Origin of the sequence: Streptomyces sp. NPDC032940 (assembly GCF_040636935.1) — a bacterium.
In the GTDB taxonomy this organism is placed as follows: domain Bacteria; phylum Actinomycetota; class Actinomycetes; order Streptomycetales; family Streptomycetaceae; genus Streptomyces.
Genome location: NZ_JBEZVJ010000030.1, coordinates 39,768 through 52,585, shown reverse-complemented (window position 1 = coordinate 52,585; position 12,818 = coordinate 39,768). Strand labels below are relative to the sequence as shown.

Annotated in this window: 10 protein-coding genes; 9 read left to right on the top strand and 1 reads right to left on the bottom strand. The window is 73.5% G+C overall.

Translation table 11 applies throughout. The features are described from left to right. Nucleotides 1-187: 187 nt before the first annotated feature. The 8 genes from fahA (at nt 188) to AB0E77_RS28435 (ending at nt 9,957) form a co-directional block, all read left to right on the top strand. Complete coding sequence (gene fahA / locus AB0E77_RS28470) at nt 188-1,399, top strand: fumarylacetoacetase (RefSeq protein ID WP_361575936.1); 1,212 nt, start codon at nt 188-190, stop codon at nt 1,397-1,399. A 186-nt stretch (nt 1,400-1,585) separates the two neighbouring features. Next, complete coding sequence (locus AB0E77_RS28465; protein ID WP_361575933.1) at nt 1,586-2,524, top strand: M56 family metallopeptidase; 939 nt, start codon at nt 1,586-1,588, stop codon at nt 2,522-2,524. A 562-nt stretch (nt 2,525-3,086) separates the two neighbouring features. Next, nucleotides 3,087-3,875 carry a GntR family transcriptional regulator gene (locus tag AB0E77_RS28460; protein WP_361575930.1) on the top strand — a complete coding sequence of 263 codons (789 nt, stop codon included), beginning with the start codon at nt 3,087-3,089 and terminating at the stop codon, nt 3,873-3,875. A gap of 76 nt (nt 3,876-3,951) precedes the next feature. After that, nucleotides 3,952-4,179 (top strand): ferredoxin family protein, encoded by a 228-nt coding sequence (locus AB0E77_RS28455; RefSeq protein WP_010986276.1) that lies wholly within the window; start codon nt 3,952-3,954, stop codon nt 4,177-4,179. A 13-nt stretch (nt 4,180-4,192) separates the two neighbouring features. Beyond that, on the top strand, nt 4,193-5,560 hold the full coding sequence (locus tag AB0E77_RS28450) for an ABC transporter substrate-binding protein (RefSeq protein WP_361575927.1): 1,368 nt from the start codon (nt 4,193-4,195) through the stop codon (nt 5,558-5,560). Continuing rightward, complete coding sequence (locus tag AB0E77_RS28445) at nt 5,557-6,450, top strand: ABC transporter permease (protein WP_361575924.1); 894 nt, start codon at nt 5,557-5,559, stop codon at nt 6,448-6,450. The genes AB0E77_RS28450 and AB0E77_RS28445 overlap by 4 nt, the downstream gene beginning before the upstream one ends. Further along, nucleotides 6,428-7,216: an ABC transporter ATP-binding protein gene (locus tag AB0E77_RS28440; RefSeq protein ID WP_361575921.1), complete on the top strand. Its 789-nt coding sequence runs from the start codon at nt 6,428-6,430 to the stop codon at nt 7,214-7,216. Before AB0E77_RS28445 ends, AB0E77_RS28440 begins: the two co-directional genes overlap by 23 nt. 11 nt (nt 7,217-7,227) lie before the next feature. Then, nucleotides 7,228-9,957, top strand: coding sequence for a fumarate reductase/succinate dehydrogenase flavoprotein subunit (locus AB0E77_RS28435; protein WP_361575918.1), 2,730 nt, complete (start codon nt 7,228-7,230; stop codon nt 9,955-9,957). 34 nt (nt 9,958-9,991) lie between these two features. On the opposite strand, the gene recQ is transcribed toward AB0E77_RS28435, so the two are convergent. After that, complete coding sequence (gene recQ / locus AB0E77_RS28430) at nt 9,992-11,968, bottom strand: DNA helicase RecQ (RefSeq protein ID WP_361575915.1); 1,977 nt, start codon at nt 11,966-11,968, stop codon at nt 9,992-9,994. 234 nt (nt 11,969-12,202) lie between these two features. On the opposite strand from recQ, the gene AB0E77_RS28425 reads away from it, so the two are divergent. Continuing rightward, nucleotides 12,203-12,802, top strand: coding sequence for a Uma2 family endonuclease (locus AB0E77_RS28425; RefSeq protein WP_361575912.1), 600 nt, complete (start codon nt 12,203-12,205; stop codon nt 12,800-12,802). The last annotated feature ends 16 nt before the right edge of the window (nt 12,803-12,818 follow it).

Sequence of the window (12,818 nt, the reverse complement as noted above, 5' to 3'; positions counted from 1 at the left end):
GCTCCGTCAAGATTGCGTTCCGGCCCGTCGCGACTTCCCGCACACGGACGGTGGCGGAGCGCCACGCCCGCCGGCCGCCCCCACCGCTTCGGGCACTGCCCAAGACCGGGGTGCCACCCGTAACGTGTGGCCCGGCCACGGATCACGTGGCGCACGGCGAGCGAGCACGAGAGCGAGGCAGCACCCGATGCCCCCCTTCGATGTCCCCGAGGGCGACCCCTTCGGTCCGCACAACCTTCCGTACGGCGTGTTCTCGATCCGCGGCGCACAGGAGCGGACGGTGGGCGTCCGGCTCGGCGACCACGTCCTGGACGCGGGCGCGGCGGCCCACGCGCTGGGTTCGCCGTACGCGTCGCTGCTGGCGCAGCCGACCCTGAACCCGCTGCTGGCGGCCGGCCGCACCACGTGGTCGGACGTGCGGCGCGCGCTGACGGCCTGGGTGACGGTCCCCTCCCACCGGGAGGCCCTGGAGCCGCTGTTCCACCCGCTGTCGTCCGTGACCCTGCACCTGCCCTTCGAGGTGGCGGACTACGTCGACTTCTACGCCTCCGAGAACCACGCCCGGAACGTCGGCCGGATCTTCCGCCCCGACGCCGAGGACTCCCTCACCCCGAACTGGAAGCACCTGCCGATCGGCTACCACGGCCGCTCGGGCACGGTCGTGGTGTCGGGCACGGACGTCGTACGGCCCTCCGGGCAGCGCAAGGCCCCCACCGACGCCGCTCCCGTCTTCGGCCCGTCCGTGCGCCTCGACATCGAGGCCGAGGTCGGCTTCGTGGTGGGCACGCCCTCCGCACTGGGCGCTCCGGTGGCGCTCGGCGACTTCCGCGAGCACGTCTTCGGGCTGTGCCTGCTCAACGACTGGTCCGCGCGCGACGTACAGGCCTGGGAGTACGTGCCCCTGGGCCCGTTCCTCGGCAAGTCCTTCGCCACGTCGGTGTCGGCCTGGATCACGCCGCTGGACGCCCTGGACGAGGCCAGGGTGGCCCCGCCGGAGCGCACCCACGGGCTGCTGCCCTACCTCGACGACGCCGGGGAGGAGCCGGGCGGCTACGACCTGCGGATCTCGGTCGCGGTCAACGGGCACGTGGTCTCCGAACCGCCCTTCTCCACCATGTACTGGACGGCGGCCCAGCAGCTGGCCCACATGACCGTCAACGGAGCCTCCCTGCGCACCGGCGACCTCTACGGCTCGGGCACGGTAAGCGGGCCCACCGAGCGGGAGCGCGGGTCGCTGCTGGAGCTGACGTGGAACGGCCGTGATCCGCTGGAACTCCCCGACGGCAAGCGGACGTTCCTGGAGGACGGGGACGTGGTGACCCTCTCGGCGTGGGCCCCGGGACCGGGCGGCCTGCGCGTGGGGCTGGGCGAGGTGACCGGCCGGGTGGTCGGACGGTAGGCGCGTACGGCGATCCGATGTCCTTCGGCGGCTGACTGGCACCGCCCGACCCCGTCATACTGGCGTCGGGCGGTGCGCGCCGCCGCGCCGCACCACGCACTCTCACGCACCACCACAGCACGACCGAAGCACCACACAGCACCACAGCCAGAGCCGCCCTTCCGACCAGGATCCGGAGCCCGTGGCATGACCGTCTGCCTGCTCCTGCTGTTCGCCGTCGCCGTGACCGCCGCCGTGCCGGTACCGCGCGCGCTGACCCGGTCCTCGTGGCCGGAGCGGGATCCCGTCGTCGCGCTGTGGGTGTGGCAGTGCCTGGTCGCCACCGTGCTGCTGTGCTGCCTGACGTCCCTCGTCCTCGGGGCCACCGTCGTCTTCGGCACCGTGCGCGCCCAGTTGTTCGCACCGGCGCCGCCGGCGGTGACCGCCGCCTACAACCTCTCCGCCGACCCGCCCTGGGCGGCCGCCTTCACCCTGCTGCTGGCCGGCGGCGCCGCCTGGACGACGGCGATGCTGGCCCGCGAGCTGGTCGAGGCCCGCAGGCGCCGCGCCCGGTCCCGCGCTCACCTGCGCGAACGCGCCCCCGACCTGCCGGCCGGCCTGCCCCGGTCCCGCGGTCCCCTGCTGGTCCTGGAGGACGAGTACCCGGACGCCTGGTGGATGCCCGGCAGCCCGGCCCAACTGGTCGTCACCACGGGCGCCCTGCACCGCCTCACCGACCATCAGCTCGACGCCGTGCTCACCCATGAACGCGGTCACGCCCGGGCCCGGCACGACTGGCTGCTGCATCTATCCACGGCCCTGGCCACGGGCTTCCCGCGAGTGCCGCTCTTCGCGCACTTCTGCGACCAGACACACCGCCTGGTCGAACTCGCCGCCGACGACACCGCGTCCCGCCGCTGCGGCCACCTGACCACGGCGCTGGCCCTGATCGAGCTCAACCAGCACCGGGGCGTCCTGTCCTGCGCCTCCAGCCACCGCCTCCTCGGCGAGCGGGTCGACCGCCTCCTGGCGCCCCCTCCCCGCCTCACCCCCCGTGACCGCGCCCTCACCACGGCAACCGCAGCCCTGGTCCCCCTGGTCCCCCTCCTGATCGTCTTCGCCCCGGGCCTGACGGCGCTGACATAACCCCCAGCCGCCCCAAGCCACCCCCGCTGCGGGCAGCCGCGCCGGTGCAGCCGTCACCACCGTAGCTGCGGGCAGTCGTGCCTCCCCCAGTGCCTGAACGGCCGCCTGGGAGGTACCCCCAGGGGCGATGGGGTCCCCCGCGCATGGGGGTCCCCCGCGCATGGGGGTCCCCCGCGCATGGGGGTCCACCGCGCATGGGGGTCCCCCGCGCATGGGGGTCCCCCGCTCATGGGGGTCCCCCCGCGCGAGCGAAGCCGAGCGTGGGGGAGAAGCCGAGCGTGGGGGAGAAGCCGAGCGTTGGGGAGGGCGGGCGCTGCGGGCCCCCCTCTGGGGGAGGCACCCCGCAGCGCCGGGCGACGCACACCCGCCCCCACCCGGCACCGACACCGCCCACCGGCCGTCCCCGGGCCACCCGGCCGACCTCCACCCCGACCCCACCCCGGTGGCACATCTCCCCCCACCCCCCACAAAACCCCAGCTCACCCCACCACCCGGCGGAGCCCCCGGTGGCGCAACAATCCAGCAACACCACGAACCCCACCACATAGGTATGGTTCCAGCCATGCCCCCCGCCGACCGCATCCGAGACCACGCCGGCCAGGGCGCGACCACCGTCGCCGCCCACCGTGCGCGGCGCCGGCTGCGCGCCGACCGGGCCCGCCAGCTCGCCGACCTGCTCCGCCGCCAGATCCTCACGGAGGCCTTCCCCGACACCACGCTCCCCCACGAGGACGCCCTCGCCGCCGAGTACGGCGCCTCCCGCAACACCGTCCGCGAGGCACTGGACCTGCTCCGCGCCGAAGGCCTCGTCGCCCGCCAGCCCGGCGTCGGCACCGTGATCGTGGCCCGCAAGTACGCCCACGGCCTGGACCGCCTGATGGGCCTCGCAGAGACCCTGCACGAACACGGCCGCATCACCAACGAGGTCCGCACGACCGCCGCCGTCCGCGCCCCCGCGCCCGTCGCGGAACGCCTGCACGTCCCACCCGCCGCCGACGTCCTCTACATCGAACGCCTGCGCCGCCTGAACGGCATCCCGCTCTCCCTCGACCTCACCTACCTGCCCCTCGACATCGGCACCCCCCTGCTCGGCGCCGACCTCGAGAACACCGACGTCTTCCGCCTCCTGGAGTCGCTCACCGGCACGCCCCTCGGCCACGCCGAGATCACTCTCGAGGCGGTCACGGCGGACGCGCACTGTTCCGCCGTGCTCGAGGCCCCGCGCGGCACGGCGGTCCTCATGCTGGAACGCCTCACCCACCTCGCGGACGGCCGCCCCGTCGACCTGGAGTTCATCCGCTTCCGCGGTGACCGCATCGCGATGAGCGGCCTCCTGCACCGGTCCCGGTAGCCACCCGCGGCACCACTCCCGCCGTACCGCAGCCCCCGTACCGCATCCTTCTTCGCGCACATCCCTGGAGACAGCCATGCCCTTGGCGCCCCAGCGGGCCGACGTGCCCGTGACCATCGACGAGTCGAAGTGCATCGACGGCTGCACGCTCTGCGTGGACATGTGCCCGCTGGACTCCCTCGCCATCGACGAGAGCAACGGCAAGGCCTACATGCACGTCGACGAGTGCTGGTACTGCGGCCCGTGCGCCGCCCGGTGCCCCACCGGGGCCGTCACGGTCAACATGCCCTACCTGCTCCGGTGAGAGGCCGACTCCCATGAAGCGCAACCCCACCCGTTCCGCCGTCCTGGCCGCCACGGCCGCCGTCGCCCTGCTCGTCCCCCTCACCGCCTGCGGCGGCAGCGCGTCCGCCGACGGCGACGGTTCGACGGTCACCGTGACCGTCGGCTACCAGTCCCGGACCATCAACACCGTCACCGCCGGCACCCTGCTGCGCTCCCTCGGCTACTTCGAGAAGCAACTCGCCTCCCTCGGGGACGGCGTCACCTACAAGGTCGACTGGCAGGACTACGCGACCGGCGCCCCCATCACCGCGCAGATGACCGCCGGGAAGATCGACATCGGCTCGATGGGCGACTTCCCGCTGCTCATCAACGCGGCCCGCGGCAAACAGCTCGACCGGCCGACCCGCCTGGTCTCGGTCACCGGCTACAACCTCCGCGGCGGCCTCAACACCATCGTCACCGCCCCCGGCTCCTCCCTCACCTCCCTGAAGGACCTCAAGGGCAAGAAGGTCTCCACCAGCGTCGGTTCGGCCGCCGACGGCACCCTCGTACGGGCGCTCCAGCGGGCCGGCCTCGACCCGGCCGAGGACATCGAGAAGCTCAACCAGCAGCCCGCCGTGGGTGCTTCGGCCCTGTCCTCGGGCAGCGCGGACGCCCTGTCGCAGTTCGTGGCCTGGCCCGGCCTGCTCGCCCAGCAGGGCAAGGCGAAGGCCCTGTACGACGGTGCGCAGCTCAACCTGCCCACCTTCCACGGGGTCACCGCCCGCCAGGACTTCGCGACGAAGCGCCCGGCCGTGCTGGAGGCCTTCCTCAGAGCGCAGACCGAAGCCACCGACTACCTCGACGCCCACCCCGTGGACGCCGCCGAGTCGGTCGCGAAGGCCACCGGCCTGCCCGCCGAGGCCGTCTACCTCTACAACGGCGCGCAGGGCATCGCCACGTTCGACCCGGCGATCAAGCCCCGGCTCGTCGCGGCCCTGAAGGAGGACGTGGCGGTGCTCAAGGACGCGAAGCTGACCGGCGACGTGGACGTGGACGCCTTCGTCGACGACCGGTACGTGAAGAAGGCGCTCGGCCCCGCCGCCTACGCCGAACGGCTCGCCTCCGCACCCCCGAAGCCGGCCGGCGAGGTCTGGCCGAAGGGCGCGCGCAAGACGCTCCCCTTCACCACCCCGACCGCCCTGCTGCGGCACGTCGCCGCGCACCGCGACGACGTCCGGGCCGCCTACGTCCCCGACACCACCACCGGCACCCTGTGGTTCGCCGACCGTTCGGTGTGGGTGGCCGACGGCGGCCGGCTGCTGCCCTTCGTCACCCCGGAGACCGCGCAGGCGTACATCGGCGGACACGGTGGAGCACGCGTCGTCACGTACGCCGAGGCCCTGGAGCGGGCCTCATGATCCGGTACGTGCTGCGCGTCGTCTCGCTCGCCGCCGCCCTCGGCCTGTGGCAGCTGCTGACCAGCCGGGACGCCGACCTCTGGCTGCGCTTCTCGCAGTTCCCCACCGTCACTGACGTGGCCCGCACCTTCGCCGACCGGCTGGCCGGCCCCGACTACTGGACGGACCTCACCGACAGCCTCACCCGCATCCTCACCGGCTTCCTGCTCGCCGCCGTCCTGGGCGTGGCCACCGGAGTGCTCGTGGCCCGGTCCCGGCTCGCCGAGGACCTGCTCGGCCCGGTGCTGGAGGTGATCCGGCCGATCCCGGCCATCGCCCTGGTCCCCGTCGCGATCCTCCTCTTCCCCTCCAACGAACAGGGCATCGTCTTCATCACCTGCACCGCCGCCTTCTTCCCGGTCCTGGTCTCCACCCGGCACGCGGTCCGCGCGCTGACCCCCGTGTGGGAGGAGGCGGTGCGCACGATGGGCGGCGGCCGGTGGCGGGTCCTCGCCTCGGTCGTGCTGCCGGGCGCGTTGCCCGGCGTCTTCGGCGGCCTGTCGGTCGGGATCGGCGTGTCGTGGATCTGCGTGATCTCCGCCGAGATGATCTCCGGCCAGTACGGCGTCGGCTACCGCACCTGGCAGGACTACACCGTCGTCGACTACCCGGGCGTCTTCGTCGGCATGGTCACCATCGGCGTGCTGGGCTGGCTGACCTCCACGGCCGTGGAGCTGCTCGGCCGCCGTCTGACCCGCTGGCTGCCGCGCGCCTCGTACGTCCCCGGCACCGCCCGCCCCAGGTCCGCGCCGACCGGCACGCCCGCGCCCGACGCCCGCACCGCCGTACCCGCCGCACGCAAGGGCACCGAGCCCGAGGAGGCACGCCATGAGCACCTCGTCCGAGACTGAGACCGGCCCGGCGGCCGGCCCGCGGACCGCCTCGCACGGCACCCGCCTCACCCTGCGCGACGCCGTCCTCGGCCGCCCGGACGCCCCCGCGCTGACCGGTGTGGACGTCGACGTCTCCCCCGGCTCGATCCTCACCGTGGTGGGCCCGTCGGGCTGCGGCAAGTCGACGCTGCTGCGCACCCTGGCCGGGCTGCTGCCCCCGCTGTCCGGGACCGCCGAGCAGGACGGGCGGCGCATCGACGGGCCGGGCGCGGACCGCGCGCTGGTCTTCCAGGAAGACGCCCTGCTGCCCTGGCGCTCCCTGCGCGCCAACGTCGAACTGCCTCTCGCCGTCCAGGGCCTGCCCCGCACCGCACGCCGGGAGCAGGCCACCGGCTGGCTGGAGCGGGTCGGACTCGGTGCGCACGCCCGGCAGTTGCCGCGCCGCGTCTCCGGGGGCCAGCGCCAGCGCGCCCAGCTGGCCAGGGCCCTCGCCGCACGTCCCCGCGCCGTCCTGATGGACGAGCCCTTCGGCGCCCTCGACGCCCAGACCCGCGCCGGCATGCAGGACCTGCTGGTCGAGGTGCTGCACGGCACGGGCGCGACCGTCGTCTTCGTCACCCACGACGTGGACGAGGCCCTGTTCCTCGGCGACCGCGTCGCCCTGCTGGGCTCCGGCCGGCTCACCGCCGTACGCGACGTGCCCCGCCCCCGGGACCGGACCGCGCACGACGACCCGGCCCGCGTGGCGCTGCGCCGCGACGTCCTGACATCCCTCGGCACCTGAAAGGCCCTCTGGTGGAGATCCCCGCCCTCACCGACGCCGAAGAACTCTCCTGCGACGTCCTCGTCATCGGTGGCGGCACCGCCGGCACCATGGCCGCGCTGACCGCCGCCGAGCACGGAGCGAACGTCCTGCTGCTGGAGAAGGCCCACGTCCGCCACTCCGGCGCCCTCGCCATGGGCATGGACGGCGTCAACAACGCCGTCATCCCCGGCCGCGCCGAACCCGACGACTACGTCGCCGAGATCACGCGCGCCAACGACGGCATCGTCGACCAGTCCACCGTCCGCCAGACCGCGGTCCGCGGCTTCGGCATGGTCCGGCGGCTCGAGTCGTACGGGGTCAAGTTCGAGAAGGACGAGCACGGCGACTACGCGGTCCGCCAGGTACACCGCTCCGGCTCCTACGTGCTGCCGATGCCGGAGGGCAAGGACGTCAAGAAGGTCCTCTACCGGCAGCTCCGCCGACGCGAGATGCGGGAGAAGATCCGCATCGAGAACCGCGTGATGCCGGTGCGGGTCCTCACGGCGGAGGGCCGGGCGGTGGGCGCGGCCGGTTTCAACACCCGTACGGGGCGGTTCGTGACCGTCCGCGCGGGTGCCGTGATCCTGGCGACCGGCGCAGCCGGCCGGCTCGGCCTGCCCGCCTCCGGCTACCTCTACGGCACCTACGAGAACCCCACCAACGCCGGTGACGGCTACGCCATGGCCTACCACGCGGGCGCCGAGCTGACCGGCATCGAGTGCTTCCAGATCAACCCGCTGATCAAGGACTACAACGGCCCCGCCTGTGCCTACGTCGCCAACCCCTTCGGCGGCTACCAGGTCAACCGGCACGGCGAGCGCTTCGTCGACTCCGACTACTGGTCGGGCCGGATGATGGCCGAGTTCGCCGCCGAGGTCGCCAGCGACCGCGGCCCGGTGTACCTGAAGCTCAGCCACCTCCCGGAGGAGTCGGTCTCCGCCCTGGAGTCGATCCTGCACTCCACCGAGCGCCCCACCCGCGGCACCTTCCACGCGGGCCGCGGCCACGACTACCGCACCCACGACGTCGAGATGCACATCTCCGAGATCGGTCTGTGCGGCGGCCACTCCGCTTCCGGCGTCCGCGTCGACGACCACGCCCGCACCACCGTCCCCCGCCTCTACGCGGCCGGCGACCTGGCCTGCGTGCCGCACAACTACATGATCGGCGCGTTCGTCTTCGGCGACCTCGCGGGTGCGGACGCCGCCCGGTACCGGCCGTACGAGGGCGAGTTGCCGGCCGACCAGCTGCACGCCGCGCACGAGCTGGTCTACCGCCCGCTGCGCAACCCCGACGGCCCGCCGCAGCCCCAGGTCGAGTACAAGCTGCGCCGCTTCGTGAACGACTACGTGGCCCCGCCGAAGTCGGGCGCGCGGCTGTCGCTCGCCCTGGAGGCGTTCGAGCGGATGCGCGACGACATCGCCGCGATGGGCGCGCGGACCCCGCACGAGCTGATGCGCTGCGCCGAGGTCTCCTTCATCCGCGACTGCGCGGAGATGGCCGCCCGCGCCTCCCTGGCCCGCACGGAGTCCCGCTGGGGCCTCTACCACAAGCGCGTCGACATCCCCGAGCGCGACGACGCGTCCTGGTTCCACCACCTCGATCTGCACAAGTCCCCCTCCGGTGCGATGGAGTTCACGGCCCGTCCCGTGGCTCCCTATCTGGTGCCGGTCGACGAGTTCACGGCGGTCGGCGGGACGCCCCGGCACCTCGGCGAGGTGCACCCGGAGCAGGTGGCGACGGCCGGCGCCCGCGACGCCGCGCCCCGCGCCGTGGGGGCGCCGGCCACCGTGGCGCCGGGCGACGGCGGCCCCGCACCCGCCGAACCGGCCGCTACGGCCTCGCCCCGGCTGCTGGAGCTGCTGGCCCTGGCCGATAACGAACCCGAACTCGCTGCCCTCCGCCCGTACTTGTCCGACGCCGAACCCGCCGTCCGGCGCACCGCGGTCACCGTGCTGACCGAGACCGTGCCCACCGGCACCGGTCCGGCGCTCGCCGCCGCCCTGTCCGACCCGGACGGCGAGGTACGCGCCGCCGCGGCGGCCTCGCTGCGCGAACTGGCCGAGACGCTGGCACCCGAACCGGCGCTGGGCGAGCCCCTCGCGCGGGCGCTGGACCAGTCCGACCCCGTGGTCCGCGCCACCGCCCTCGACCTGCTGCGCGTTCTGCGGCTGGGCGCCCCCGGCACGTTCACCGGGGCCCTCGGCGACCCGGACACCTCGGTGCGCATCGAAGCCGTACGCGGGCTGGTCTCCCTGGACGCCGCCGAGGCGCTCTCACCGGCCGCCGAGGACCCGTCCCGCGAGGTCCGGGTCGCCGTCGCCAAGGCGCTGGGCACGCTGCGGGCGGACCCCCGCGCGGGCGGGGCCCACGACCGGCTCACCGAGGACCCCGACGCCCTGGTCCGCGGCGCGGCCTTCGCGGCGCTGGCGGAGACGGGCTGCCCTGTCCCGCTGGCGGCCCGGGCGGTCGCCGCGCTGTCCGACCCCGCCTGGCAGGTCCGGGCGGGCGCGGCCACCGCGCTGTCCGCCGCCGCGTCCGACGCCGCGGTCCCCGTCCTCGCCAAGGCCCTCGCCGATTCCAACGCCGATGTCCGCAAGGCGGCCGTCCTGTCCCTGACCCGGCACACCGACGCCACGCCGGACGCCCGGGCTGCGCTCGCCACGGCGACCGGCGACAGCGACGCCGACGTCAGGGCGTACGCGGCACGGGCCCGGTGACGGGGACGGCGCGGTGACGGGGAGGCGCCCCGTCTCATATCCAGTCGTCGGGCTCCGGCTCCGGCTCGTCCTCGGGCCAGTCGTGCGGGCCGGGCCCGGCGCCGGCGGTGGGCCCGGCGCCGGTGGCGGGGGCCGGTGACTGCTCGCCGGCCAGCCCGGCGAGCACCGCCAGCACACCCTCCCCGTACGTCGCCAGCTTCTTCTCGCCGACGCCGCTGATCCCGCCGAGCTGCGCGACCGAGGTGGGCCACGCGGTGGCGATCTCCCGGAGCGTGGCGTCGTGGAAGATCACGTACGCCGGAACGCCCTGCTCGCGGGCCTGCTCGGCGCGCCAGGCGCGCAGCGCCTCGAACGCGGGCTGCAGCTCCGCGGGCAGCTCGGCCGCGGCGGCCTTGGCCTTGCGGTCGCCGCGGCCGCCACCCGCCGACTTGGCCGCGGCCGGCTTCTTGGGCTCCTTGCGCAGCGGCACCTCCCGCTCCCGCCGCAGCACCGCCCCGCTGGCCTCGGTCAGCACCAGCGTGCCGTACTCGCCCTCGACCGCGAGCAGCCCCTGGGCCAGCAGCTGCCGGGTGACGCCCCGCCACTCGCCCTCGGTCAGCTCCTCGCCGATGCCGAACACGGAGAGCTGGTCGTGGTCGAACTGGATCACCTTGGCCGTGCGCTTGCCCAGCAGGATGTCGATGATCTGCCCGGCGCCGAACTTCTGCCCGCGCTCCCGCTTCAGCCGCACCACCGTCGACAGCACCTTCTGCGCCGCCACCGTGCCGTCCCAGGTCTCGGGCGGGGTCAGGCACGTGTCGCAGTTGCCGCAGCCCGCCGGATCCGGGTCCTGTCCGAAGTAGGCGAGGAGCTGGCCGCGGCGGCACCGGACGGTCTCGCACAGGGCGAGCATCGCGTCCAGGTGGGACTGGGCCCGGCGGCGGAACGCCTCGTCGCCCTCACCGGACTGGATCAGCTTGCGCTGCTGGATGACGTCGTTGAGCCCGTACGCCATCCAGGCCGTCGACGGCAGGCCGTCCCGGCCGGCGCGGCCGGTCTCCTGGTAGTAGCCCTCGACCGACTTGGGCAGGTCCAGGTGGGCGACGAAGCGGACGTCCGGCTTGTCGATGCCCATGCCGAAGGCGATGGTCGCCACGACCACCAGGCCCTCCTCGCGCAGGAACCTCGACTGGTGCGCCGCGCGGGTGCCCGCGTCCAGGCCCGCGTGGTACGGCACGGCCTCGACGCCGTTGTGCGAGAGGAACTCGGCGGTCTTCTCGACGGAGTTGCGCGAGAGGCAGTAGACGATGCCCGCGTCCCCGGCGTGCTCCTCGCGCAGGAAGCCCAGCAGCTGCTTCCTGGGGTCGGTCTTCGGCACGATCCGGTACTGGATGTTGGGCCGGTCGAAGCTGGCCACGAAGTGCCGCGCCGCCGGCATGTTCAGCCGCTCGGTGATCTCACGGTGGGTGGCGTGCGTGGCCGTCGCCGTGAGCGCGAGGCGGGGCACGTCCGGCCAGCGCTCGCCGAGCAGGGACAGGGCCAGGTAGTCGGGCCGGAAGTCGTGGCCCCACTGGGAGACGCAGTGCGCCTCGTCGATGGCGAAGAGGGAGATCTTGCCGCGGGAGAGCAGGTCGAGCGTGCTCTCCAGCCGCAGCCGCTCGGGCGCCAGGTACAGCAGGTCCAGCTCGCCGGCGAGGAACTCGGCCTCCACCACGCGCCGCTCGTCGAAGTCCTGCGTGGAGTTCATGAACCCGGCCCGCACCCCGAGGGCGCGCAGCGCGTCCACCTGGTCCTGCATGAGCGCGATCAGCGGGGAGACCACGATGCCCGTGCCGGGCCTGACCAGGGCCGGGATCTGGTAGCACAGCGACTTGCCGCCGCCGGTCGGCATCAGCACTACGGCGTCGCCACCGGCCACCACGTGGTCGACGACCGCCTCCTGCTCACCGCGGAAGGCCTCGTACCCGAAGACCCGGTGCAGCGTGGCCAGCGTCTCGCTGTCCAGCCGTCCTGCCTCTGCCGTCTCTGTCATCTCGCCGCTCACGCCCATCGTCCCGTCCCCCGCACACCCTGCCGCGCCCGTCCTGTCCCGACCACTGCCTCAACGATAGGGGCCCGCGCCGACAGCCCCGGAGTTATCCACAGGCCGGTTGTCAGCGGGACCCCGTCAAGGACACGCCAGTCGTTCACACGTTCGCGAGAGACCCGCCCGTTTCCGGCGGATAGTCTGATTGCACCCGCGAGACTCCGTCCCATGGGAGCACTGATGAGCGTCGCACCGAAGGCGTCCACACCCGCCTGGCCGTTCCCGCCCGAGGGCGGCTGGACCGCAGACGACCTGGACCGGCTTCCGAACCTGCCTCCGCATACGGAGCTGATCGACGGGAGCCTGGTCTTCGTGAGTCCGCAGACCGCCTTTCGTGAACGAGCTGTCGACTTCTTCAAGTGGCAGTTGCAGTCGCTGGCACCTGACGAGTTCGAGGTCTTCCGTGAGTTCACGATCGACATCGACGCGCAGAACCGGCCCGAACCGGACGTCGTTGTGTTGCGGGCCGACGCCTGGACGGAGTCGGCACAGACCCGCTTTCCGTCATCGGCCGTCCTGCTCGCGGTCGAGGTGGTATCCACCGACTCGCTCTCACGAGACCGCGAGACCAAGCCTCTGAAGTATGCAAGGGCGAAGATCCCCCACTACTGGCGTGTCGAGAGCGAGAAGGGCTTTGCCGTGGTACACGCCTTCGAACTCGAGCCCACCGTGGAGGCCTACACCAGCGTCGGCATCTTCCGCGAGCGCATGAAGGTGAGCGCGCCTTTCCCGATGGATCTGGACCTGACCGCCATCAAGGCACGTCGCAGCGGCGAGTAGCCCACCTGGCACACAG

What these genes read in the sequence shown, in the direction of transcription:
- fahA (WP_361575936.1), top strand. Translation starts at nt 188, where the DNA reads ATGCCCCCCTTCGATGTCCCCGAGGGCGACCCCTTCGGTCCGCACAAC.
- AB0E77_RS28465 (WP_361575933.1), top strand. Translation starts at nt 1,586, where the DNA reads ATGACCGTCTGCCTGCTCCTGCTGTTCGCCGTCGCCGTGACCGCCGCC.
- AB0E77_RS28460 (WP_361575930.1), top strand. Translation starts at nt 3,087, where the DNA reads ATGCCCCCCGCCGACCGCATCCGAGACCACGCCGGCCAGGGCGCGACC.
- AB0E77_RS28455 (WP_010986276.1), top strand. Translation starts at nt 3,952, where the DNA reads ATGCCCTTGGCGCCCCAGCGGGCCGACGTGCCCGTGACCATCGACGAG.
- AB0E77_RS28450 (WP_361575927.1), top strand. Translation starts at nt 4,193, where the DNA reads ATGAAGCGCAACCCCACCCGTTCCGCCGTCCTGGCCGCCACGGCCGCC.
- AB0E77_RS28445 (WP_361575924.1), top strand. Translation starts at nt 5,557, where the DNA reads ATGATCCGGTACGTGCTGCGCGTCGTCTCGCTCGCCGCCGCCCTCGGC.
- AB0E77_RS28440 (WP_361575921.1), top strand. Translation starts at nt 6,428, where the DNA reads ATGAGCACCTCGTCCGAGACTGAGACCGGCCCGGCGGCCGGCCCGCGG.
- recQ (WP_361575915.1), bottom strand. Translation starts at nt 11,968, where the DNA reads ATGACAGAGACGGCAGAGGCAGGACGGCTGGACAGCGAGACGCTGGCC.
- AB0E77_RS28425 (WP_361575912.1), top strand. Translation starts at nt 12,203, where the DNA reads ATGAGCGTCGCACCGAAGGCGTCCACACCCGCCTGGCCGTTCCCGCCC.